We start from the raw sequence: 22,606 nt of genomic DNA on the forward strand, positions 1-22,606 counted from the left end.
CCGGACCCCGTGTCGTACGGGCTCCGGCCTTCCACCGTCCGACGAAGGTCAGGACGCGGGCGGGGTGTCCCCCACGAGCCACATCGCGAAGAACTGCGCCCCGCCGCCGTACGCGTGCCCGAGCGCCCGGCGCGCCCCGTCGACCTGGTGCTCGCCCGCCTGGCCCCTCACCTGGAGAGCCGCCTCCGCGAAGCGGATCATGCCGGAGGCGCCGATGGGGTTGGTGGAGAGCACGCCGCCGGACGGGTTCACGGGCAGGTCGCCGTCGAGTTCGGTGACGCCCGCCTCGGTGAGCTTCCAGCCCTCGCCCTCCTCGGCGAAGCCGAGGTTCTCCAGCCACATGGGCTCGTACCAGGAGAACGGCACGTACATCTCGACCGCGTCGATCTCCCGCCGGGGGTCGGTGATCCCGGCCTGCCGGTAGACGTCGGCGGCGCAGTCCTGACCGGCCTGCGGGGAGACGAAGTCCTTGCCCGCGAAGAGGGTGGGCTCACTGCGCATCGCGCCGCCGTGCACCCAGGCCGGCGGGCGGGGCGCGCGGGCCGCGCCCTCCCGGTCGGTGAGGATCATGGCGCAGGCGCCGTCCGAGGACGGGCAGGTCTCCGAGTACCGGATCGGGTCCCAGAGCATGGGAGATGCCTGGACCTTCTCCAGGGTCAGGTCGTGCTCGTGGAGGTGGGCGTACGGGTTCTTGAGCGCGTTGCGCCGGTCCTTGTACGCGACGAGGGAGCCGATCGAGTCGGGGGCGCCGGTACGGCGCATGTACGCGCGCACGTGCGGGGCGAAGAAGCCGCCCGCGCCCGCGAGCAGCGGCTGCTGGAAGGGGACCGGCAGCGAGAGGCCCCACATGGCGTTGGACTCGGACTGCTTCTCGAAGGCGAGGGTGAGGACGGTCCGGTGCACGCGCGAGGAGACCAGGTTGGAGGCGACGAGCGCGGTGGAGCCGCCGACCGAACCGGCGGTGTGGACGCGGAGCATGGGCTTGCCGACCGCGCCGAGGGCGTCGGCGAGGTAGAGCTCCGGCATCATCACGCCCTCGAAGAAGTCGGGGGCCTTGCCGATGACGACGGCGTCGATGTCCGCCCAGGTGAGCTCGGCGTCCTCCAGGGCGCGGACGGCGGCCTCGCGGACGAGACCGGCGAGGGACACGTCCCGGCGGGCGGCGACGTGCTTGGTCTGGCCGATGCCGACGACGGCCACCGGCTCCTTGGCCACGGACTGCTTACCGGACATGGGGCTCTCCTTCCAGGACGGCGACCAGGTTCTGCTGGAGGCAGGGCCCTGAGGTGGCGTGGGCGAGGGCGCGGTCGGACTCCCCGCGGTGGATGCGGGCGGCGGCCTCGCCGAGGCGGATGAGACCGGCGGCCATGACGGGGTTGGCGGCGAGGGCGCCGCCGGAGGGGTTGACCCTCACGGTCTCGTCGAGTCCGAGGGCCTTGGCGAGGACCACCTCCTGGGAGGTGAAGGGCGCGTGCAGCTCGGCGGTGTCGACGGGTCGCTCGAAGGCTCCGGCGCGCTCGGCGGCGAGGCGGGTCGAGGGCGAGTCGGTGAGGTCGCGGACGCCGAGGGAATGGGCCTCGATGCGGTGGTCCATGCCCCGGATCCAGGCCGGCCGCGCGCACAGCTCGCGCGCCTTGTCACCGGCGGCGAGGATCACGGCGGCGGCGCCGTCGCCGATGGGCGGGCAGTCGCCGGTACGGAGAGGCTGGACGACGTACTCGCCCTGCGGGCGGGCGCCCGGCAGCTGGGCGTGCGGATTCGCGGCGGCGTCCGCCCGGCTGCGCGCCGCGATGGCGGCGAGGGCGGGCTCGTCAGTGTGACCGGCGTCGACGAGGGCCTGCGCCTGGAGCGCGGCGAGGGCGACCGAGTCGGGCCACAGCGGGGCGACGTAGTACGGGTCGAGCTGCCGGGTCAGGACGTCGCGGACGGAGCCGGGCGAGGACTTCCCGTACGAGTAGACGAGCGCGGTGTCGGCCTCGCCGGTGAGGATCTTCACCCAGGCCTCGTACAGCGCCCAGGCGCCGTCCATCTCGACGTGCGACTCGGAGATCGGCGGCCAGGCGCCGACGCCGTCGAGGGCCATCGTGAAGGAGAAGGCGCGGCCGGCGAGGTAGTCGGAGGAGCCGGAGCAGGTGAAGCCGATGTCGGAGGTCTTCAGGCCGGTCTGCCGCAGCACGTCGTGGAGGACGGGCATGACCATCTCGACCTCGGAGAGGTCGTCGGTGCGGCGGAGGTGGTCGCTCTGGGCGAAGGCGACGATCGCCACGTCGCGGTTCATAGCAGCTCCTTGTACGTGTCGTAGTCGGCGTCGGGTTCGCCGCAGGGCCGGTAGTGGTCGGGGTAGCGCCCGCCCTCGCTCCACACGGGCTCGACGCGCAGGCCCATGCGGACCTGGTCGTACGGGATGCCGCCGATCCGGCCGTGGAGGGCGAGGCCCGCGCCGTCGAGGGCGATGTGGGCGTAGACGTACGGGACCTCGATGTCGAGGTTCTTCGCCTTGATGTTGACGATGCAGAAGGTGGTGACCGTGCCGCGCGGGCCGACCTCCACCTGGTCGGTGGTGGCGACCCCGCAGGTCGGGCAGGCGCCGCGGGGCGGGACGTACACCTTCGCGCAGGAGGGGCAGCGCTCGCCGACGGTGCGCCGCTCGGAGAGGGCGTGGAGGTAGCGGGTCTGGGCGCGGCCCGGGCTGTACGTGTAGTCGAGGCGGGCCTCGGCGATGATGCCCGTGACGGGATCGTCGCCGAACAGTCCGTCGTGCGGAGCGGGTTCGGTTTCGGCCGCCTCCGCACCGTCGTACGGCTCGAAGCAGGCGATGTCCGTGATCGCGCCGGTCCGCTCGGCGGCCCAGCGGACCCGGACCCGCTGCCCCGTGCGGACGGCGTCCGGGCCGGAGGCGTCGAGGGCGTGCAGGAGGGCGGTGTCGGCGCCGTCGAGCCGGACGAGGACCCAGGCGAACGGGGTCGCGAGGGGCTGCCCGGGGCGGGGCTCGGGGTTCCAGGCCCAGGTGGTGACGGTACCCGTCGCCCCGACCTCGACGAGCTGCCGGAGCTCGGCGGCGGTCACGGGGTCGTACTCGACGGGCGGGACGAGCACCTCCCCCGCCTCGGTACGGACACCGAGGAGGGTCCGCTCACGGAGCCCGCTCAGGAAGGCGGACTGGACGGGGCCGAGGGAACGGGTGAAGGGGAACTCGACGACGAGGGGGGCGCGGAAGGTTTCCGGGGGTGGGGTGAGGGTCATGGGCGGGCTCCTTGGTGGGTGGGCGGGGGGCGTTGGCGGGGGGGGGGTTCGGATGGCGTGGCGGTGGCCGGTCGGCGCGGGCGTGGACCGTGGTGGGTGGGGCCGCTGCGCGGAGCCTTCTCCCCACCCCGCCCCTTCCCGAACTGGGGCTCCGCCCCAGACCCCGCGCCTCAAACGCCGGCGGGGCTGACTTTTGCGCCCTGCGGGCGAAAATCCAGCCCGCCCGGCGCTTGAGGCGCAAACTCAGCCCCGCCGGCGTTTGAGGCGCCGGGGCCCGGGGGCGGAGCCCCCGACGCTTCAGCCCGTCCGGCGTTTGAGGACCGGGGTCCGGGGCAGCGCCCCGGCACCTCAGCCCCGCCGGCGTTTGAGGCGCGGGGCCCGGGGCAGCGCCCCGAACACCCCAGCCCCGCCAGCGTTTGAGGCGCGGGGCCCGGGGCAGCGCCCCGAACCCTTCAGCCCGTCCGGCGGCTGTGCACCGGGGTCCGGGGCAGCGTCCCGGTTTCGGGGAGGGGCGGGGTGGGGGCTACTCCCTTCGGTACACCGGCGGTCGCTTCTCCGCGAACGCCCGCGCCCCCTCCTTCGCGTCCGCCGTGTCGAAGATCGGCCACCCCCGCTTGAGCTCCGCCGCCAGCCCCTCCGTCTCCGTCATCTCCGCCGTCTCGTAGACGGACGCCTTCACGGCCTCGACGGCCAACGGCCCGCACGCGTTGATCCGTTCGGCGATGTCGAGGGCCGCGTCGAGGGCCGTGCCGTCGGGGACGACGCGGCCCACTAGGCCGATACTCGCCGCCTCCTCGGCGGAGTAGGGGCGGCCGGTGAGGAGCATTTCCAGGGCGTGGGTGCGCGCGATCTGCCGGGGCAGCCGGACCGTGGAGCCGCCGATGGGGAAGAGGCCGCGTTTGACCTCGAAGAGCCCGAACGTCGCGGACGCGCCCGCGACGCGGATGTCGGTGCCCTGGAGGATCTCCGTACCGCCGGCGACGCAGTATCCCTCGACCGCCGCGATGACCGGCTTGCGCGGGCGGTGGTGGCGGAGCATCGCCTTCCAGTGCAGGTCGGGGTCGGCTTTCAGCCGGTCCCGGTACCCCTCGCCTTCCATTCCCTTGCCCGCGAGCGCCTTGAGGTCCATGCCGGCGCAGAACGCCCCGCCCGCCCCGGTGAGGACGACGGACCGGATCGCGTCGTCGGCGTCGGCCTCCAGCCATCCGTCGTACAGGCCGACGAGCATCGGCAGAGAGAGGGCGTTCTTGGCCTCGGGCCGGTTCAAGGTGAGGACGAGCGTGGCGCCTTCGCGCCGTACGTCGAGGTGTTCGGTGCCACCCATGGGGTCTCCCGTCTCCAGTTCTGGAACAGGTTGCAGGAGTGGGGGGTCCAGTTCAATAGTTTTCTGACACTCAGTCAGATTCTTCTGCGCACCCCCTTCCCCCCGCCGCCCGTCGGCGCTCTAATGACCGCCACGCCAGTGAACCGGGGTCAGGAGGAACGGTGGAGTACAACCTTGCCGACCTGTTCGAATCGGTGGTCGACGTGGTCCCGGACCGCGAGGCCCTGGTCTACGTGGACCACCCGGGCACGGGTGAGGAACGCCGGCTGACCTACGCCGAGCTCGACGCCGCCGCCAACGCCCTCGCCCACCACCTGATCGAGGCGGGCATCGGGCCGGGCGAGCACCTCGGCATCCACCTGTACAACGGGATCGAGTACGTCCAGACCGTCCTGGCCTGCCTCAAGGCCAGGATCGTGCCGGTGAACGTGAACTACCGTTACGTCGAGGAGGAGTTGGTCTACCTCTACCGGGACGCCGACCTGACCGCGCTCGTCTTCGACGCCGAGTTCACGGAGCGGGTCGCGGCCGCCCTCCCGCGCACCGAGAAACTGCGGCACCTCGTGCGGGTGGGGACCCCGCCGGAGGACGCCCCCGCTCTCGGCTGCGTGCCGTTCACCGAGGCCGAGACCTCCGGCTCGCGCGCGCGGGGCTTCGGTCCGCGCTCCGCCGACGACCTCTTCATCATCTACACCGGCGGCACCACCGGCATGCCGAAGGGTGTCCTGTGGCGCCAGGAGGACCTGTTCTTCGCCGGCCTCTTCGGCGGGGACCCCTCGGGCGAGCCGGTGAAGCGCCCGGAGGAGCTGGCCGAGCGGGTCGCCGCCGGCGGCGCCGGCATCACCTTCTTCCCCGCGCCGCCGCTGATGCACGGCACCTCCCTGCTGATGGCGTTCATCGCCTTCGACTACGGCCAGCGGGTCGTCCTGCACCGCAAGTACGTGCCGGGGGAGGTCCTGCGCACCCTGGAGAAGGAGAAGGTCTCCAGCCTCTCCCTGGTCGGCGACGCGATGCTCCGCCCGCTCGTGGACGCCCTGGCGGGCCCCCAGAAGGACACCGACCTCTCGAACCTCTTCAGCCTCTCGTCCTCCGGGGCGATCATGTCGGAGACCGTACGGGCCCAGCTCCAGGGGCTCATGCCGAACGTCCTGCTCCTCAACAACTTCGGCTCCACCGAGTCCGGTTCCAACGGCCGCGCCACCGACGACTCCGGCCCGGCGAAGGGTTTCCGGCTGCACGTCAACGAGCGCACCCAGGTCGTCGACCCGGTCACGTACGAGCCGGTCGCGACGGGCGAGATCGGCCGGCTCGCGCAGCGCGGCCACGTGCCGCTCGGCTACTACAACGACGCGGCGAAGACGGCCGAGACGTTCTTCCAGAAGGACGGCGTGCGGTGGGTGCTCCTCGGTGACATGGCGACCGTCGACGAGGAGGGGATCGTCACGGTCCTCGGCCGCGGCTCGCAGTGCATCAACACGGGCGGCGAGAAGGTCTACCCGGAGGAGGTGGAGCAGGCGCTCAAGTCCCACCCCGACGTGTACGACGCCCTCGTCGCCGGAGTCCCGGACACCCGCTGGGGCAACCACGTCGCCGCCGTCGTCCAACTCCGCCCCGACGCGCCGGCGATGGACCTGGAGGCCCTCCAGACCCACTGCCGTTCGCACCTCGCCGGGTACAAGATCCCCCGCCAGCTGGTCCTGACCGACAGCATCCAGCGCTCCCCCAGCGGCAAGGCGGACTACCGGTGGGCCCGGACCGTGGCCGTGGAGGCGGACGCGGGGGCGGAGGGCTCCGCCCCGTGACCGACTAGAGACCGAACTCCCTCACCGCGGCGAGGAATTCGGCCGGGCGCACCTCGTGCATCATGTGGCTCGCGTCGATCGTGACCAGCCGGGCGCCGGGGATCCGCTCGGCCAGACCCGCCAGATGGTCCTGGGGTACGTGGCTGCTCGGGCCTCCCGCCAGGACGAGGGTCGGGACCGTGATCCGGCCGGCGTCCGCGCGCCAGGCCGGGTCCGGGGCGTTCAGTTCGGCGTCGGTGGTGGTGACGACCGCCCAGTCGCAGGGGAGCGGGCCCTCGGGGCGCGCGGCCGGCGGGCGGGGCGGGTCGAGGGGGACGAAGCCCGGGGGCTCCTCCAGGACGAGCCGGCCGATCAGCTCCGGTTCCCGCTGGGCGAGGAGGTAGGCGGCTCCGCCGCCCATGGAGTGGGCGACGACGGTGGCGCCGGTGAGGCCGAGGGCGCGCAGGAAGCCGCCGAGCTCGTCGCGGAACGCGGCGAAGCCGTAGCCCCCGGGGCGGTCGCTCAGGCCGTGGCCGCGCAGGTCGGGGACGTACACCCGGTGGTCCCCGGCGAGCGCCTCGGCGATCTCGCGCCAGCCCGTGCCGTTCTCGCCGCGGCCGTGGACGAGGACGACGGGCGGGGCGGTCGGAGCGGCGTCCTCCGAGCCGTACACACGGTAGGCGAGGCGTACGCCGTCTACGGTGAGTGTGCGGATCTCGGGGTCGAGGAAGGCGGTGACCTCGCGGACGAAGGTCTCGGGGTCGTCGATCCACGGGAAGTGGGAGGACCCGGGGAGGGTGCGCACGCCGGCGTACGGGAAGCAGGCCGCGCCCTGCTCCGCCTTGGCGGGGGTGGGAGCGGCGTCGTACTCCCCCGCGAGGATGAGGACGGGCGCGGTGAGCACGGCGAGCGCGCGGCGGGTCTCCTCCGGGGTGTAGGCGCCCTCGCCGTGGAAGGCGGGGGCGGCCGTCGCGTGCGTCTCGCGGGTTCCGCGCCCCGCGTGCTGCCGCGCCGCCTCGTCCCAGCGGCCGTACGCGAACGGGGCCGTGATCTCCCGGACGCGCGCCTCCGGGGTGTCGTCGTCGATCGCGTCGATCTCGGCGCGGGCCTTCGCGTACCAGGGCGCGTCGGCGAAGATCTCGGCGGCCGCGTCCCATTCCTCGTCGGTGGTGGTGACCCCGAGCGCGCGGGCGAGGGAGGTGACGAGGACGAGGGAGCGGACCCGGTCGGGGTGGGCGGCGGCGTAGAGCGTCGCGAGGTTGCCTCCGGCGGAGTGGCCGAGGAGGTCGATCCTGTCCAGGCCGAGATGGGCGCGGAGGGCCTCGACGTCCTCCACCTGGCGGTCGCAGCGGTACGTAGCGGGGTCGGCGGGCTCCGCGCTCGCCCCGGTCCCCCGGAGGTCGAGCAGGACGAGGGTGCGGTGGGCGTCGAGCCCGCCGAGGTCGCCGAGGTACGCGGAGTCGCGCATCGGACCGCCGGGCAGGCAGATCAGCGGCTCCCCCGCGCCCTCGCCCAGGGTCCGGTAGGCGAGCTGGGTCCCGTCGTACGTCGTGAAGTGCGGCATGCGGGCGATCCTCCCCGGCCCCGATGATCTTCACAACCGGTTGTGCGGAGAGCGCGATACGGTGGGCGGATCGTCCCCCGACGCCACCCCGACGTCGGCCCGTCACCGCCCCCGACATGCGAAGGAACCGTTCGACCGTGCCCGAGACCAGGGAGATCGCCCTCGTCGGCGACTGCGCCAACTGCTTCGGCCTGTGCTGTGTGGCGCTGCCCTTTGCGAAGTCGGCCGACTTCGCCGTGAACAAGTCCTCGGGCGAGCCCTGCCGGAACCTCCAGGAGGACTTCCGCTGCGGCATCCACACCCGGCTGCGGCCGAGCGGGTTCCAGGGCTGCACGGTGTACGACTGCTTCGGCGCCGGCCAGCGGGTCTCGCAGGTGACGTTCGGCGGGGTGTCCTGGCGGGAGGCGCCGGAGACGGCCCGGCAGATGTACGAGGTCTTCCCGATCGTCCGCCAGCTCCACGAGCTGCTCCGCTACCTCACCGAGGCTCTCGCCCGCCCGGCGGCCCGGCCGCTCCACGCCGAGCTCCGCGCGGCGCTCGCCCGGGTCGAGGCGCTGACCGGCGGCACGCCCGACGCGCTGGAGCGGCTCGACGTGGCGCCCGTACGGGCCGAGGTGAACCCCCTCCTGCTGCGGACCAGCGAGCTGGTCCGGGCGACGGCCGGCGGGAAGCCGAAGAGCCGTCGCGGGGCCGACCTGATCGGCAAGCGGATGCGCGGCGCGAAGCTGCGGGGCGCGGACCTGCGCGGGGCGCTCCTCATCGCCGCCGACCTGGCGGGCGCCGATCTGACGCTGACCGACCTGATCGGCGCGGACCTGCGGGACGCGGACCTGTCGGGCGCGGACCTGACGGGCGCGCTCTTCCTCACGCAGCCGCAGCTGAACTCGGCGCGCGGCGACGCGACGACCCGCCTCCCGGAGGGCTTCGCGCGCCCCGCGCACTGGGCTGCGTAGGGGGCGTCCGCCGAACGGGCCGTAAGGCGTTCACACCTTGGCGGCGACCGCGCGGTGGTGGCTGGGCCGCGTGCCGTACACGCGCTTGAACGCCACGCTCAGTCCGAAGGCGCTGCGGTACCCGACCCGGTGGGCCACCGTCTCCACGGTCGCGTCGCTGCGGGCGAGCAGGTCGGCGGCGAGGGCGAGGCGCCAGCCGGTCAGGTACGTCATCGGCGGTTCGCCGACGAGGTCCGTGAACCGGCGGGCGAGGGTGGCGCGGGAGACGCCGGTCGCCCCGGCCAGTTCGCTCACGGTCCACGGGTGCCCGGGCCGGTCGTGGAGCAGACGCAGGGCCCGGCCGACGACGGCGTCCCCGAGCGCCCGGTACCAGGACGGCGGATCGGTCTCGGGGTGGGCGAACCACTCCCGCAGCGTGGAGAGCAGCAGCAGGTCGAGGAGCCTGTCGAGCACGGCCTGCTGTCCGGGGTCCTCGCGGCCGATCTCCAGGTCGGTGAGACCGAGGATCGGGCCGAGCCCGCCGTGGCCGTCGTCGTTTCGGCGGACGACGAGGACGCGGGGCAGGCCGCCGAGCAGGCGCTCGGACACCCGGCCGTCGACCTGGTAGCTGCCGGTGAGCAGGACGTTCGGGCCGTCGATGCCGTCCGGGCCGTTCCCGCAGGTGCGGGGGCCGAGGTACACGCCGTCGTCGAGGGGCTCCCCGTCGGCGGTGGCGCACCCGTCACGGTGGGCCACGTAGAACGGCGGTGCCGTGGCGCGGGCGTCGTCGGCGACCGTGAACGGTTCGGGGCCGGACACCACCGCGACGTCGCCGCGGCCGAGCTCGACCGGATCGGCGTCACCGGGGACGAGCCAGCCCGAGCCGCGCAGCATCGTGACGGCGGAGACCGGCGTGCCCGCGGCGAACCGGACCGACCAGGGCGCGGTCACGATGTTCCGGCTGAACAGGGCACCGTCGGAACGCACTTCGTGGAGGAGGCTCGCGAGGGGATCCATCCTCCCGAGCCTAAGGGGTGTCCTGATGCTCCGGCGCGAGACGCTCGGACATGGATCTGAGCGGATACGCCATTCCGCCGCTCATCCGGCGCCCGTTGGATGGAGTACATGACGGTGAAGAAACATACACAGCAGAATCCGGTCCTGGTCCTCGGCGGCTCGGGCAAGACGGGCCGCCGGGTGACGTCCCTTCTCCGGCAGCGAGGGCACGAGGTGCGGGCGGCGTCCCGGCGCGCTTCGGGCTCCGCCCGCTTCGACTGGAACGACGAGAACACGTGGGAGCCGGTGCTCGACGGCGTCGGCGCGGCCTATCTGGTCGACTCGATGCGCGCGGACGCGGCCGTGTCGATGGCCGCGTTCGCGAAGCTCGCGGCGGAGCGCGGGGTCGAGCGCCTGGTGCTGCTGTCCCACCGCGACTGGGTGCCGGCCGAGGGCGAGGAGAAGCTTCCCTGCGAGCGCGCGGTGCGGGAGTCGGGCGCGGAGTGGACGCTCCTCAAGCCGGCGTGGTTCACGCAGAACTTCAGCGAGGAGGGCTACTTCCGGGGCCAGCTGGTGGACGGCGAGCTCGTCCTTCCGGCCGGGGACGGCCTCGAACCCTATGTCGACGTCGACGACATCGCCGAGGTGGCCGTGGCCGCCCTCACCGGCTCCGGGCACGCGGGCGAGGCCTACGAGCTGTCGGGACCCGAGCTGCTGAGCCTGGGCGACGTGAGCCGGGAGATCGCCCGTGCCACCGGCCGGGACATCGCCTACCGCCCCGTCTCCCCGGCCGACTTCACCGCCTGGGGCGAGGCCCGCGGCCTGCCCGGGGACTTCCTGGAGCTCCTGAACCTGCTCTTCGGCTGGATCAGGGAGAACCGTTTCGCCGAGCTCGCCGACGGCGTGCAGCGCGCGCTCGGCCGTGAGCCCCGCGCCTTTGCCGACTACGTCCGGCGGACCGCCGTCACCGGCGTCTGGCACGCCTGATCAGGAGGCCCCGGGCTCGAGGGCCGTGTGCGGCGGGTACACGTACGGAGTCGTCGTGGACAGCGTCACGAAGCCGAGGCGCTGGAGGATCGGGCGGCTGGTCTCGGCCGCGTCGACCTGGACGTACCGGTGACCGCGTTCCGCCGCGATGCGGGCGCGGTGGGCGACGAGGGCGCGGTAGAGGCCTCGGCCGCGCCAGGCCTCGACGGTGCCGCCGCCCCACAGGCCGGCGAAGTCGGTGCCGGGGACGAGTTCGAGGCGGGCCGCGCTGACGGGTTCGCCGTCGGCGAGGGCGACGACGGCGGTGACCGTGTCGGGGTCGGCGGCGAGCCGGTCGAGGAGCTGGCGGCCGATGTGCGAGCTGTCCTTGCCGAAGGCCCGGTCGTGGACCTCCACCACCTGCCGCACGCCCGCCTCGTCGGTGACCGCGCGCAGCTCGACGCCCTCGGGGAGCGGTACGTGCTCCGCGACGGCGGCGGCCTCGTGGGCGAGGAGGGTCTCGGAGTCCTCGGCGACGAACCCGGCGGCGAGCAGTCGGCCGGCGAGGTCGGCGGGGCCGTCGTGGCCGTACAGCTTCCACTCGAAGGGGAGGCCAGCGGCCTCGTAGTGGGCGATCTGCTCGGCGATGGCCGCGTCGGCGCCGTCGGCGTCGAGGCCGGACCAGAGCACGCCGTTCCAGGCGTGCGCGGGTCCGGTCTGCCGGACGACGGCTCCGGCGCGTTCGACCCGGCAGCCGGGCCCGTCGGGGCGTGCCTCACGGCGCAGCTGACGGTCGTAAAGGTCGCGAAGATGTGTGGTGTCCATTGGCCCCACTCCAGCACCCCGCCCGCCGCCCGCCAACTGGTTTTCACCAGGTCACGGGCAGCGAGACCGGTCCGCGGTTGACGGTTCCCCGCCGCCAGGCGACCCGTTCGGGGTCGGTGGCGAGGGCGAGGCAGGGGAAGCGGGTGAGCAGCGTCGAGAGCATCACCTCGGCTTCCATGCGGGCGAGTTGGGCTCCGGCGCAGTAGTGGGCGCCGGCGCCGAAGGCGAGGTGCGGGGCCTCGTCGCGGCCGAGGTCGAGCCGGTCGGGGTCGGTGTAGACGGCGGGGTCGCGGTTGGCCGCCGGGTAGAAGACGTAGACGGCCTCGCCCTCCCGGACGGTCACGCCGCCGACCTCGATGTCGGCGGTGGCGACGCGGGGCATGCCGACGCCGTTGCGCTGCGGGATGTAGCGGAGGAGTTCGTCGACGGCCCGGGGCAGGCGGTCGGGTTCGGCGCGGAGCTTCGCCGTCTGCTCGGGGTGGACGAGGAGTACGTACACCATGGTGGCGACGATGTTCCGCACGGCGTCGAGCCCGTTGAGGGTGAGCATGACGGACATCGAGACGAGCTCAGGGGTGCTGATGCCGCCGGTGGCGCGGGCGGCGGCGAGTTCGCTGACGAGGTCGTCGCCGGGGTGCTCGGCGCGGTGCCGGGCGAGGTCGGCGAAGTACCCGGCGATCTCCTTCTTGACGGACTCGCCCTCGGCGAGGGTGGTGTCGTGGGAGAGGAGTCCGGCGCGCCAGCGTTCGACGCGGTCGAGGTCGGCGGCGGGGACGCCGAGGAGTCCGGCGATGACGGTGGTGGCGAGCGGGCCGACGAAGGTCTCGGCGAGGTCGGCCGGCGGACCGGCTTCGAGGGTGCGTACGGCGAGGGCGTCGGCCTCGCGCAGGGTCTGTTCGCGCAGGGCGGCCATGCGGCGGCGGCCGAAGGCGGGGGCGGCGAGTCGGCGGAGCCGGGTGTGGTCGGGCGGGTCGGCGCGGCCGACGCCCCCGGCGGGGGCGAGGGTGTGCGGGGTCATGCTGGTGATCGGCCGGCCGACGGTGAGGGCGCGGCTGAGGCGCGGGTCGGAGGCGATCCGTTTGACGTCCTCGTAGCGGGTCACGAGCCAGGCGTGCCCCTCGCCGTGGCCGAGACGGACGCGGGCGACGGGCTCCTCACGGAGGAGGCGGTGGGGCAGCGGATCGAAGTCGGTGCCGGGGAGCCGGGGCACGGCCCAGTCGTGGACGACCGGGCCGTGGTTCTCGGGGGTGCTCATGGGGTGGGGGTCGTCTCCTGGCGGACGCCGGCGTCGTGCCGGAGGGGGGTGATCTGGTCGATGTCGTACCGGATCCGGAGGCGTCCGATGGCCTCGTGGTCGACCGGGCCGTCCGGGCCCGCCGCGGCGAGGATCTCCATGAGTTCCTCGAAGTACCGCTCGTGGTCGGGCGGCGGGGAGGCCTGGAAGAGCATGCGGACGGGGTCGCCGGTCGGGTTGGCGAAGGCGTGCGGGCAGCCGGGCGGGACGAGGATCAGGGTGCCGGGGGTGGCGCGGACCGCGCGCTGTCCGGAGGCCGACTCCCAGTCGCGCCAGCTGTCCTTGGTGCGGACGAGTGGTTCGAAGGCGAGGACGTCGAGTTCGCCGTCGAGGACGTAGAAGAGCTCCTCGCTGTGTCCGTGGGCGTGGGCGCCGACGTCGAAGCCGGGCGGGACGAGGACCTCGAAGGTGGAGGCGGTACGGGAGTGCTCGCCGGTCACCTTGAAGGTGACGTGCTGGGCGGCCGAGGCGACGACCTTCCCGTGGCCGGGCGGGACGACGAGGCCGCCGCGGGGACCGATGGCGGTGACGGTCATGGCGTACGGGCTCCTCTCACCAGGTCACGGGCAGGGTCTCGGGGCCCCGGATGAGGGCGCCGCGCTGCCAGCGGAGGTCCTCCTCGGGGACGGCGAGGCGGAGGTCGGGGAAGCGGGTCCAGAGGGATTCGACGAGGATCTCGGACTCGATGCGGGCGAGGGCGGAGCCGGGGCAGTAGTGGGGTCCGTGGCCGAAGGCGACGTGGGGGTTGTACTCCCGGTCGAAGTCGAGCCGTTCGGGCGCGGGGAAGACCTCGGGGTCGCGGTTGGCGGTCAGGTAGGAGACGTAGACGGGGTCTCCGGCGGGGATGGTGATGCCGCCGACCTCGACGTCCTCGGTCGCGATCCGGGAGAGGCCGACGGCGTTGCGGTGCGGGATGTAGCGGAGGAGTTCGTCGACGGCCTGCGGGACGAGCGCGGGTTCGGCGCGCAGCCGGGCGAGGTGCTCGGGGTGGGTGAGGAGCGCGTACACCATGTTGGCGCTGTTGTTGCGGACGGCGTGGGCGCCGCCGATCTGGATGAGGACGGCGAGTCCGACGGCCTCGTGCTCGGTGAGGGTCTCCTCGTCGACGGCGTCGGCGAGGACGGCGACGAGGGTCTCCCTGCCGGTGTCGTGGCTGCGGCCGATGAGCTCGGTGAAGTACGCGCCCATCTCGGCCTTGGCCCGCTCGCTCGCCTCGCGTCCGGCGGCGGCCGAGATGATGGTGTCGGACCAGCGGGCCATGAGCGGCTGGTCCTCTTCGGGTACGCCCATGAGTTCGCTGACCATGGCGAGCGGGAACGGGCGGTTGACGAGTTCCATGAGGTCGGCGGGGGCGCCGTGTTCCTCGACGCGGTCGAGGAGCCGGTCCATGACGTCCTGGGCGTGGTCGCGCAGGGCGTTCAGGGCGCGGGCGCTGAAGGCGCGGGCGACGACGCGCCGCATGCGGGTGTGGTCGGGCGGGTCGGCGAAGCCGACGGCGCCTTCCATGGGGATGAAGTGGGGGGCGACGCGGGTGATGGAGCGGCCCCAGACGGCCTGGCGGCTGAAGCGGGGGTCGACGGAGACGAACTTGACGTCCTCGTAGCGGGTGACGAGCCAGGCGTACCCCTCGCCGTTGGGCATGCGGACCCGGCTGACGGGGTCCTCGTGGAGCAGTCTGGCGAGCAGCGGGTCGAAGTCGAGGCCGGTGAGGTCGGGGACGGCCCAGAAGTGGACCTGGGGGGAGCCGTCGGTGTCGGCGGTGTCGGTGGCGGTGGCAGGCATGTCGAGACTTCTGTCCTTTTTTGGGGCGTGCCGCACGTCGTCACGGCCCGTTCGCCCGAATGCGCGGGGAAAGGTCCTCCGCGCCTCTTGCCAAACCCCCGGTTCGAGCGGTTTTACTGGGCCGAAGCGGATCAACCGAATGATCGGTTGGTGTAGAGGCCAGGGACGAGGGAGCGGCACATGCCGGAACGGAGCGACCTGCTCGACAGCGGCGAACGGCTCGGGCGCGAGGAGCTCACGGCGCTCCAGCTGGAGCGTCTGCGCGCGACGCTCCGGCGCGCGTACGAGAACGTGCTGTTCTACCGCCGGTCCCTCGACGCCGCCGGCCTCTCCCCCGACGACTGCCGCACCCTCGCCGACCTGGCCCGTTTCCCCTTCACCGCCAAGTCCGACCTGCGCGACCACTATCCCTTCGGCATGTTCGCCGTGGACCGGTCCCAGATCCGGCGCATCCACGCCTCCAGCGGCACCACGGGCCGCCCGACGGTCGTCGGCTACACCGAGAACGACCTCTCCATGTGGGCCGACGTGGTGGCCCGCTCGCTGCGCGCCGCCGGGGCACGCCCGGGCCACAAGGTCCATGTGGCGTACGGCTACGGCCTGTTCACGGGCGGCCTCGGCGCGCACTACGGCGCCGAACGTCTCGGCTGTACGGTGATCCCCGCCTCCGGCGGCATGACGGCCCGCCAAGTACAGCTGATCCAGGACTTCGAGCCCGAGATCATCATGGTCACCCCCTCGTACATGCTCACGCTGCTCGACGAGTTCGAGCGGCAGGGCGTGGACCCGCGCTCGACCTCCCTCAAGGTGGGCGTCTTCGGGGCCGAGCCGTGGACGGAGGCGATGCGGGGGGAGATCGAGGAGCGGTTCGCGATCGACGCGGTCGACATATACGGCCTGTCGGAGGTGATCGGTCCCGGAGTGGCGCAGGAGTGCGTGGAGACGAAGGACGGTCTGCACATCTGGGAGGACCACTTCTACCCGGAGATCGTGGACCCCTTCACCGGCGAGGTCCTGCCCGACGGCGAGGAGGGCGAGCTCGTCTTCACCTCCCTCACCAAGGAGGCGATGCCGGTCATCCGCTACCGGACCCGCGACCTGACGCGGCTGCTCCCCGGGACCGCGCGCGTCTTCCGCCGCATGGAGAAGGTCACCGGCCGCAGCGACGACATGATCATCCTGCGCGGGGTGAACCTCTTCCCCACCCAGGTGGAGGAGATCGTCCTCCGTACCCCCGCCGTCGCCCCGCACTTCCAGCTCCGGCTGACCCGCGAGGGCCGGCTCGACGCCCTGACCGTACGGGCCGAGGCGCGCGCCGACGCGACGGCCGCGGAGCGCGAGGAGGCGGCCCGGGCCATCGCGGCGGCCGTCAAGGACGGCATCGGCGTCTCGGTCGGGGTCGAGGTGGTCGACCCCGAGACCCTGGAGCGGTCGGTGGGCAAGATCAAGCGGATCGTCGACCTCCGCGGTGCGCGGCCCGGCGCGTAGCCTGGAGGGAGGAGGTGGTTGCGATGCTGTCTGACTCCCCCATCGCCGCGATCATCCCGGTCAACGACATGACCAGGGCCAAGCGCTTCTACTCCGACACCCTCGGTCTCCCTCTCACCAGGGAATCCGACGAGGACACCCGGTACGAGTGCGGGGGCACCACGATCGGACTGTACGAGACCCCTTACGGCGGCCAGGCCGGGCACACCCTGGCGAGCTGGAAGGTCGCCGACCTCGACGCCGAGATGAAGGAGCTGCGCTCCAAGGGCGTCACGTTCGAGGACTACGACCTGCCGGGCATCAAGACGGTAGACGGTGTGGTCGAATCGGACACCATGCGCGGTGCCTGGTTCAAGGACAGTGAGGGCAACATCCTCTGCGTCGTACAGGAGCTCTGAGCCCGGCTGTCAGGAGTTCCCGAGGCGGTCCCGCAGCTCACGCTTGAGGATCTTGCCGCTGGCGTTCCGCGGCAGCGCCTCGACGAAGTGGACCCGCTTCGGGGCCTTGAAGTGGGCGAGCTTCTCGCGCGCGTGCGCGAGGAGTTCGGCCTCCGTGACGTCCCCGCGCGGGACGACGACGGCCGTGACCGCCTCGATCCACCGCTCGTCGGGGAGCCCGACGACGGCCACCTCTGCGACCCCGTCGTGGGTGTAGAGGGCGTCCTCGACCTGCCGTGAGGCGACGAGGACGCCGCCCGAATTGATGACGTCCTTCACCCGGTCGACGATGGTGAGGTAGCCCTCGGCGTCGCGGACGGCGAGGTCGCCGGAGTGGAACCAGCCGCCCCGGAAGGCCTCCTCGCTCTCCTCCGGCTTGCCCCAGTACCCGTCGCACAGCTGCGGCGAGCGGTAGACGATCTCGCCGGGGGTGCCGTCGGGCACGTCCTCGCCCTTCTCGTCGACGACGCGCGCCTCGACGTGCCGGACGGGACGGCCGCAGGAGTCCATCCGGCCCTCGTGCTCGTCGGGGCCGAGGACGGTGGCGAGCGGGCCGATCTCGGACTGGCCGAAGCAGTTGAAGAAGCGGAGCCCGGGGAGCCGGGCGCGCAGGCGCTCCAGTACGGGTACGGGCATGATCGAGGCCCCGTAGAAGGCCTTGCGCAGCGCGGACAGGTCCCGCGTGGCGAACTCGGGGTGGTTGGCCAGGGCGATCCAGACCGTCGGCGGGGCGAAGAAGCTGTCCGCGCGGCCCGCCTCGACCAGGTCGAACAGCCCGGCCGGGTCGGGGGACTCGACGATCGTGTTCTCGGCACCGACGGCGAGGTAGGGCAGCAGGAAGACGTGCGTCTGGGCCGAGTGGTAGAGCGGCAGCGCGTGCACCGGCCGGTCGTCCTCGCCGAGGCCGAGGGCCTCGACGGCGCTCGCGTACTCGTGGACGAGGGCCCGGTGGGACATCATGGCGCCCTTCGGGAGGGCGGTCGTGCCCGAGGTGTAGAGCAGCTGGACGCAGTCGCGGGGGTCGGTGTCGTACGCCTCCCCGTGCCCGTGCCCGTCCCCGTCCCCGTGCCCGTCCCCGTCGACGTCGGCGAGCGCGCCGAGCAGGGACCCGGGCGCGTCCCGCAGCGGTGTGACCGCGAAGCCGTCGGGGACGCGGTCGGCGAGGGCGGGGTCCGCGAGGACGAGCGAGGCGCCGGACTGCTCCAGGAGGTACGTGAGGTCCTCGCCGGTCAGGTGGTGGTTGACCGGTACGTGGACGAGGCCGGCGCGCGAGCAGGCGAGGAACGCGATGAGGTAGGCGTCCGAGTTGTGGCCGTAGGTGGCGACGCGGGCCCCCGGCGGCAGGCCGTGGCCGTGGCGCGGCTCCCGCAGGACGGCGGCGGCTGCGGAGACGGCCGCGTCGAGCTCGGCGTACGTCCAGGTGCGGTCCGCGTACCGGACGGCGGTCCGGTCGGGCACGCGCTCGGCGCTCGCGCGAAGGACGCCGTCGACGGTGCTGCTGAGGAGTCGTTCCATGCGGGTGATCCTCAGGGGCGACGGGCCGGGGGTCAAGCATCTGGAGTCACGTACCGTGCGGCAGCGCGTACACACTCCGACCTCGGATACCGAACGGGATGTTGACAAGGGGGGTGCACGGCTGCGTGCATGGTCCGACTCGCAGTGCTCCACCGTCCGTTGGGAGTCACCTTGCACCTCCGTACCCGTCTCAAACACACGGCACTCACCGGCGTCGCCCTCGCCGCGGTCCTCGCCACCCTGCCCGGCGCGGCGGCGGCCGACACGGGCGACCGGCACCAACACCCCTCGGACCGGGGCCTGTCGGCGGTCATCCGGTACACCGAGTACGGCATCCCGCACATCGTGGCCCGGGACTACGCCGACCTCGGGTTCGGCACGGGCTGGGCGCAGGCGGCCGACCAGGTGTGCGTGCTCGCCGACGGATTCCTGACCGTGAACGGCGAACGCTCCCGCCACTTCGGACCCACGGCGGCTCCCGACGGCTCGCTCTCCTCGGCCGCCACGAACCTGTCCAGCGACCTGTTCTTCCGGGGCGTCAAGGACGCCGGGACGGTCGAGAAGCTGCTGGCGACCCCCGCTCCGGCGGGTCCGAGCCGGGACCTCAAGGAGCTGATGCGCGGCTGGGCCGCCGGCTACAACGCCTGGCTGCGGAAGAACCGCGTGACGGACCCCACCTGCGCGGGCGCCGCCTGGGTCCGGCCGGTGACCGCGCTCGACGTGGCCCGGCGCGGTTTCGCCGTGTCGGTCCTGGGCGGACAGGGCCGGGCCGTCGACGGCATCACGACGGCGAAACCCCCGACGGCGGCCGCCACCACGACGGAGGCCCCCGACCCCGCCCGCGCGGGAGAGGCGGCACGGGAACTGTTCGCCGCCGAGAACGCCACCATGGGCTCCAACGCCGTCGCCTTCTCCGGCACCACCACGGCGAACGGCCGCGGTCTCCTTCTCGGCAACCCCCACTACCCGTGGCAGGGCGGCCGTCGGTTCTGGCAGTCGCAGCAGACGATCCCGGGCGAGCTGAACGTCTCCGGCGCCTCGCTCCTCGGCACCGCCGTCGTCAACATCGGCTTCAACGACAAGGTGGCCTGGAGCCACACCGTCGCCACCGGAGTCCCGCTCAGCCTGCACCAGTTGACGCTCGTGCCCGAGGACCCGACCGCGTACCTCGTGGACGGCCGGGCCGAGCGGATGACCCCGCGCACGGTGACCGTGCCGGTCAAGGACGGCGAGCCCGTCACCCGTACCCAGTGGTGGACGCGGTACGGCCCGGTCGTCGGCGGCCTCGGCGCGCAGCTTCCGCTGCCGTGGACGACGGCCACGGCGTACGCGCTGAACGATCCCAACGCGGCCAACCTGCGCGGCTCCGACACCGCGCTCGGCTTCGCGCGGTCGCGATCGACGGACGACATCGCGGAGACGCTGCGGCGGACGCAGGGCCTGCCCTGGGTCAACACGATCGCGGCCGACGCCGCCGGGCACTCGTACTTCAGCCAGTCGCAGGTGCTCCCCCGGATCACCGACGATCTCGCGCAGCGCTGCTCGACCCCGCTCGGCCGGGCCACCTACCCGTCCTCGGGCGTCGCCGTCCTCGACGGCTCGCGCGCGGACTGCGCGCTCGGCTCCGACCCGGACGCGGTCCAGCCCGGCATCTTCGGACCCGCGCGGATGCCGGAGCTGCGGGACACGCCGTACGTCGAGAACTCCAACGACAGCGCCTGGCTGACCAACGCCGACCGGCCGCTGACCGGGTACGAGCGGGTCTTCGGGACGATCGGGAGCCAGCGGTCGCTGCGCACCCGGGGCGGTGTCGAGGACGTGACGGCGATGGCGGTACGCGGCGGGCTGACGGTGCCGGACCTCCAGCGGCAGCAGTTCGCGAACCGGGCGCCCGCCGGTGACCTGGCGGCGGCCGACGTGGCGGCGGCCTGCCCGGCCGCGCTGCCCGACGACCCGGAGGCCTGCCGGGTGCTGGCCGGCTGGGACCGGACGGTGAACGCGGACAGCCGGGGCGCGCTGCTCTTCGACCGGTTCTGGCGCAAGTTCAGCGGCACGGTGAAGCCGGCCGACCAGTGGAAGGTGCCGTTCTCGGCGGCCGACCCGGTCCGTACCCCGCACACCGTGAACACGGCGGCGCCGGGCTTCGCGAAGGCCCTCGCGGACGCGGTGGCGGAGCTCCGGGCGGCGGGCATCGCGCTCGACGCGCCGCTGGGCGCGCACCAGTTCGTCGTGCGGAACGGGGAGCGCATCCCGGTGAGCGGCGGGACCGAGTCGCTGGGCGTCTGGAACAAGACGGAGCCCGTGTGGAACGCGGCGGGCGGCGGCTACGTGGAGGTCGCGCACGGGACGAGCCACGTGCAGGCGGTGGGCTGGGACGGCAGCCGGTGCCCGGTGGCCCGCACCCTGCTCTCGTACTCCCAGTCCTCGAACCCGGCGTCGGCGCACTACAGCGACCAGACGCGGTTGTACGCCGACGAGAAGTGGGTGACCTCGCGGTTCTGCGAGAAGGACATCCTGCGCTCGCCCGCGCTGAGGGTGGTGGTCGTCAGGGGGTGAGGCCGGGCGCGATCCGGTAGAACGCCGTGGCGTTGTCGTGGAGCACTGCTTCCAGGTGATTCCCCGCCGCGTCCGCCAGGAGGTCGAGGTCGGCGTCGGAGAAGGGGCGTCGAGCCCTCGTGGACGGCAGGTCCGACCCCGCCATCAGCGCGGTGGGGTCGGTCCCGAGGATCGCCCGGACCGTCGAGGGGACGTCGAGGTCCACGCGGCCGAAGCCGGTCGCCTTCACCCGTACGCCCTTCTCGACCAGGGCGAGCAGGTGGGGCAGGCCGTCCGCGTGCAGGCCGAGGTGGTCGACGCTCACCGAGGGCAGCGCGGCCAGGACGCCGGCGAGGTCGGGCAGGTCGCGGGCGTCGACGTACAGCTCGGTGTGCAGCCCGGCGAGGCCGTGGACGCGGCGGGCCAGGGAGTCCAGGTGCGCGAGGCCCGCCGATCCGCCCCGGCGGAGGTTGAACCGGATCCCCCTCACCCCGGCCGCCGCGAGCCGGAGGACGTCCGCGTCGGGGAGGTCGTGCGGGATCTGGGTGACCCCGACGAAGCCCGGCCCGAGCCGGGCGAACGCGTCGAGCAGGTACTCCTGGTCGAAGCGCTGGAACGAGCCGGAAACGACCGCACCGCCGACGACGTGCAGCGCGGCGGTGCGCTGCCGGTAGTCGTCGACGGTGAACTCCCCCGGCAGGAAGCCGTCGTTCTCGTACAGCGGGAAGTGGCGGTCGATCACGTGGAAGTGGGCGTCGAAGAAGGGGAGGCGGTGGTCCGTCATTCCGCCAGTCTGTCTTCCGGGGACGGCTCAGGGGCTGAACGACAGGAAGACGAAGGCGGCGAAGATCGCGAGGTGGACGCCGCCCTGGAGCAGGGTGGCCCGGCCGGGCACCACGGTCAGGGCGCTCACCACGCCGGTGAGGGCGAGGAGCACCATGTGGAGCGGGCCGAGGCCCAGCACCAGGGGGCCGGACAGCCAGATCGACGCGAGCGCGATCGCCGGGATCGTCAGGCCGATGCTGGCGATGGCGGAGCCGTACGCCAGGTTGAGGCTGGTCTGTACGCGGTCCCGGCGGGCGGCGCGGACGGCGGCGAGGGTCTCGGGGAGCAGGACCATCAGGGCGATGACGACGCCGACGACCGCCTTGGGCAGGCCGGCGGACTGGACGCCGTCCTCGATGGTCGGCGAGATCAGCTTGGCGTTGCCGACGACGGCGACGAGGGCGACGAGGAGGAGGCCGAGGCTGATCCAGGCCTCGCGGTTGCCCGGCGGGTCGGCGTGGTCGTCCTCCGACTCCTGGCCCGGCCGTTCGACGGGGAGGAAGTAGTCGCGGTGCCGGACGGTCTGGACGGCGACGAAGACCCCGTACAGGCAGATCGAGGCGACGGCCGCGAAGGCGAGCTGGGCGGGGGAGAACTCCGGGCCCTGGTGGCTCGTGGTGAAGGTCGGCAGGACGAGGGTCATCGTCGCGAGGGTGCAGACGGTGGCGAGGGCGCCGCCGGAGCCCTCGGCGTTGAAGACGGCGGTCCGGTTGCGGAGCGCGGCGACTAGGAGGGAGAGGCCGACGATGCCGTTGCAGGTGATCATGACGGCGGCGAAGACGGTGTCGCGGGCGTAGGTCGAGGTCTTCTCGCCGCCGCCGGCCATGAGGCTGACGATCAGTCCGACCTCGATGACGGTGACGGCGACGGCGAGGACGAGCGAGCCGTAGGGCTCGCCGACGCGGTGGGCGATGACCTCGGCGTGGTGGACGGCGGCGAGCACGGCGGCGATGAGACAGACCGCGATGAGGACGACGGCGAAGCCCGGGAGATCACGCCCCCAGGCCGCGCCGAGCGCAAGCGCGGCCACCACCGGCCCCCAGGTGGTCCACTGTCGTGTCAATGTCGCCGTGCTCGCACTCATGGTCCAGATACTGCC

The 22,606-nt window shown here is 73.1% G+C and carries 19 protein-coding genes; 6 read left to right on the plus strand and 13 right to left on the minus strand.

Going from position 1 to position 22,606, the window contains the following annotated elements; translation table 11 throughout:
• Window positions 1-48 precede the first annotated feature (48 nt).
• The 4 genes from ACFC0Z_RS09190 to ACFC0Z_RS09205 form a co-directional block, all read right to left on the minus strand.
• Window positions 49-1,215: a thiolase domain-containing protein gene (locus ACFC0Z_RS09190; protein WP_376435058.1), complete on the minus strand. Its 1,167-nt coding sequence runs from the start codon at window positions 1,213-1,215 to the stop codon at window positions 49-51.
• A 7-nt stretch (window positions 1,216-1,222) separates the two neighbouring features.
• Entirely contained in the window at window positions 1,223-2,278 is a 1,056-nt protein-coding gene (locus ACFC0Z_RS09195) for a thiolase domain-containing protein (RefSeq protein ID WP_376434410.1), read from the minus strand.
• Entirely contained in the window at window positions 2,275-3,243 is a 969-nt protein-coding gene (locus ACFC0Z_RS09200; protein ID WP_376434412.1) for a Zn-ribbon domain-containing OB-fold protein, read from the minus strand. The genes ACFC0Z_RS09195 and ACFC0Z_RS09200 overlap by 4 nt, the downstream gene beginning before the upstream one ends.
• 523 nt (window positions 3,244-3,766) lie before the next feature.
• A complete protein-coding gene (locus ACFC0Z_RS09205) occupies window positions 3,767-4,567 on the minus strand; it encodes a crotonase/enoyl-CoA hydratase family protein (protein ID WP_376434413.1) in 801 nt (266 codons plus the stop codon).
• A 161-nt stretch (window positions 4,568-4,728) separates the two neighbouring features.
• Here ACFC0Z_RS09205 and ACFC0Z_RS09210 point away from each other — a divergent pair, with 161 nt between their 5' ends.
• Entirely contained in the window at window positions 4,729-6,369 is a 1,641-nt protein-coding gene (locus tag ACFC0Z_RS09210; RefSeq protein ID WP_376434415.1) for an acyl-CoA synthetase, read from the plus strand.
• 4 nt (window positions 6,370-6,373) lie between these two features.
• Here the strand turns inward: ACFC0Z_RS09210 and ACFC0Z_RS09215 are convergent, their stop codons facing one another.
• Window positions 6,374-7,912, minus strand: a complete 1,539-nt coding sequence (locus ACFC0Z_RS09215; protein ID WP_376434416.1) for an alpha/beta fold hydrolase — start codon at window positions 7,910-7,912, stop codon at window positions 6,374-6,376.
• Between the two features lie 116 nt (window positions 7,913-8,028).
• Here ACFC0Z_RS09215 and ACFC0Z_RS09220 point away from each other — a divergent pair, with 116 nt between their 5' ends.
• Window positions 8,029-8,865 (plus strand): pentapeptide repeat-containing protein, encoded by an 837-nt coding sequence (locus ACFC0Z_RS09220; protein ID WP_376434418.1) that lies wholly within the window; start codon window positions 8,029-8,031, stop codon window positions 8,863-8,865.
• 30 nt (window positions 8,866-8,895) lie between these two features.
• Here ACFC0Z_RS09220 and ACFC0Z_RS09225 read toward each other — a convergent pair whose 3' ends face one another.
• Window positions 8,896-9,861 (minus strand): AraC family transcriptional regulator, encoded by a 966-nt coding sequence (locus tag ACFC0Z_RS09225; RefSeq protein ID WP_376434420.1) that lies wholly within the window; start codon window positions 9,859-9,861, stop codon window positions 8,896-8,898.
• Window positions 9,862-9,969: 108 nt separating this feature from the next.
• Between ACFC0Z_RS09225 and ACFC0Z_RS09230 the strand changes: the two genes are divergently transcribed.
• Window positions 9,970-10,827 carry an NAD(P)H-binding protein gene (locus tag ACFC0Z_RS09230; protein ID WP_376434422.1) on the plus strand — a complete coding sequence of 286 codons (858 nt, stop codon included), beginning with the start codon at window positions 9,970-9,972 and terminating at the stop codon, window positions 10,825-10,827.
• Here the strand turns inward: ACFC0Z_RS09230 and ACFC0Z_RS09235 are convergent, their stop codons facing one another.
• The 4 genes from ACFC0Z_RS09235 to ACFC0Z_RS09250 are packed head-to-tail and all read right to left on the minus strand — an operon-like array spanning window position 10,828 to window position 14,707.
• Complete coding sequence (locus tag ACFC0Z_RS09235; protein WP_376434424.1) at window positions 10,828-11,631, minus strand: GNAT family N-acetyltransferase; 804 nt, start codon at window positions 11,629-11,631, stop codon at window positions 10,828-10,830.
• Between the two features lie 43 nt (window positions 11,632-11,674).
• Window positions 11,675-12,886 carry a cytochrome P450 gene (locus tag ACFC0Z_RS09240; protein ID WP_376434426.1) on the minus strand — a complete coding sequence of 404 codons (1,212 nt, stop codon included), beginning with the start codon at window positions 12,884-12,886 and terminating at the stop codon, window positions 11,675-11,677.
• A complete protein-coding gene (locus tag ACFC0Z_RS09245) occupies window positions 12,883-13,461 on the minus strand; it encodes a cupin domain-containing protein (RefSeq protein ID WP_376434428.1) in 579 nt (192 codons plus the stop codon). The genes ACFC0Z_RS09240 and ACFC0Z_RS09245 overlap by 4 nt, the downstream gene beginning before the upstream one ends.
• 16 nt (window positions 13,462-13,477) lie before the next feature.
• Window positions 13,478-14,707, minus strand: a complete 1,230-nt coding sequence (locus ACFC0Z_RS09250) for a cytochrome P450 (RefSeq protein WP_376434430.1) — start codon at window positions 14,705-14,707, stop codon at window positions 13,478-13,480.
• A 180-nt stretch (window positions 14,708-14,887) separates the two neighbouring features.
• Here ACFC0Z_RS09250 and paaK point away from each other — a divergent pair, with 180 nt between their 5' ends.
• Both paaK and ACFC0Z_RS09260 read left to right on the plus strand, forming a co-directional pair.
• Window positions 14,888-16,195 (plus strand): phenylacetate--CoA ligase PaaK, encoded by a 1,308-nt coding sequence (gene paaK / locus ACFC0Z_RS09255; protein ID WP_376434432.1) that lies wholly within the window; start codon window positions 14,888-14,890, stop codon window positions 16,193-16,195.
• Window positions 16,196-16,218: 23 nt separating this feature from the next.
• Window positions 16,219-16,593, plus strand: a complete 375-nt coding sequence (locus ACFC0Z_RS09260) for a VOC family protein (RefSeq protein ID WP_376434434.1) — start codon at window positions 16,219-16,221, stop codon at window positions 16,591-16,593.
• A 9-nt stretch (window positions 16,594-16,602) separates the two neighbouring features.
• On the opposite strand, the gene ACFC0Z_RS09265 is transcribed toward ACFC0Z_RS09260, so the two are convergent.
• Window positions 16,603-18,147, minus strand: coding sequence for a fatty acyl-CoA synthetase (locus ACFC0Z_RS09265; RefSeq protein ID WP_376434436.1), 1,545 nt, complete (start codon window positions 18,145-18,147; stop codon window positions 16,603-16,605).
• 171 nt (window positions 18,148-18,318) lie between these two features.
• Here ACFC0Z_RS09265 and ACFC0Z_RS09270 point away from each other — a divergent pair, with 171 nt between their 5' ends.
• A complete protein-coding gene (locus ACFC0Z_RS09270) occupies window positions 18,319-20,703 on the plus strand; it encodes a penicillin acylase family protein (RefSeq protein WP_376434437.1) in 2,385 nt (794 codons plus the stop codon).
• Here ACFC0Z_RS09270 and ACFC0Z_RS09275 read toward each other — a convergent pair.
• On the minus strand, window positions 20,693-21,466 hold the full coding sequence (locus ACFC0Z_RS09275; RefSeq protein WP_376434438.1) for an amidohydrolase family protein: 774 nt from the start codon (window positions 21,464-21,466) through the stop codon (window positions 20,693-20,695). The genes ACFC0Z_RS09270 and ACFC0Z_RS09275 overlap by 11 nt on opposite strands.
• A 27-nt stretch (window positions 21,467-21,493) precedes the next feature.
• A complete protein-coding gene (locus ACFC0Z_RS09280) occupies window positions 21,494-22,591 on the minus strand; it encodes a calcium:proton antiporter (protein ID WP_376434440.1) in 1,098 nt (365 codons plus the stop codon).
• Window positions 22,592-22,606: the final 15 nt, after the last annotated feature.

It is taken from the genome of Streptomyces sp. NPDC056144 (assembly GCF_042264145.1).
GTDB lineage: Bacteria > Actinomycetota > Actinomycetes > Streptomycetales > Streptomycetaceae > Streptomyces.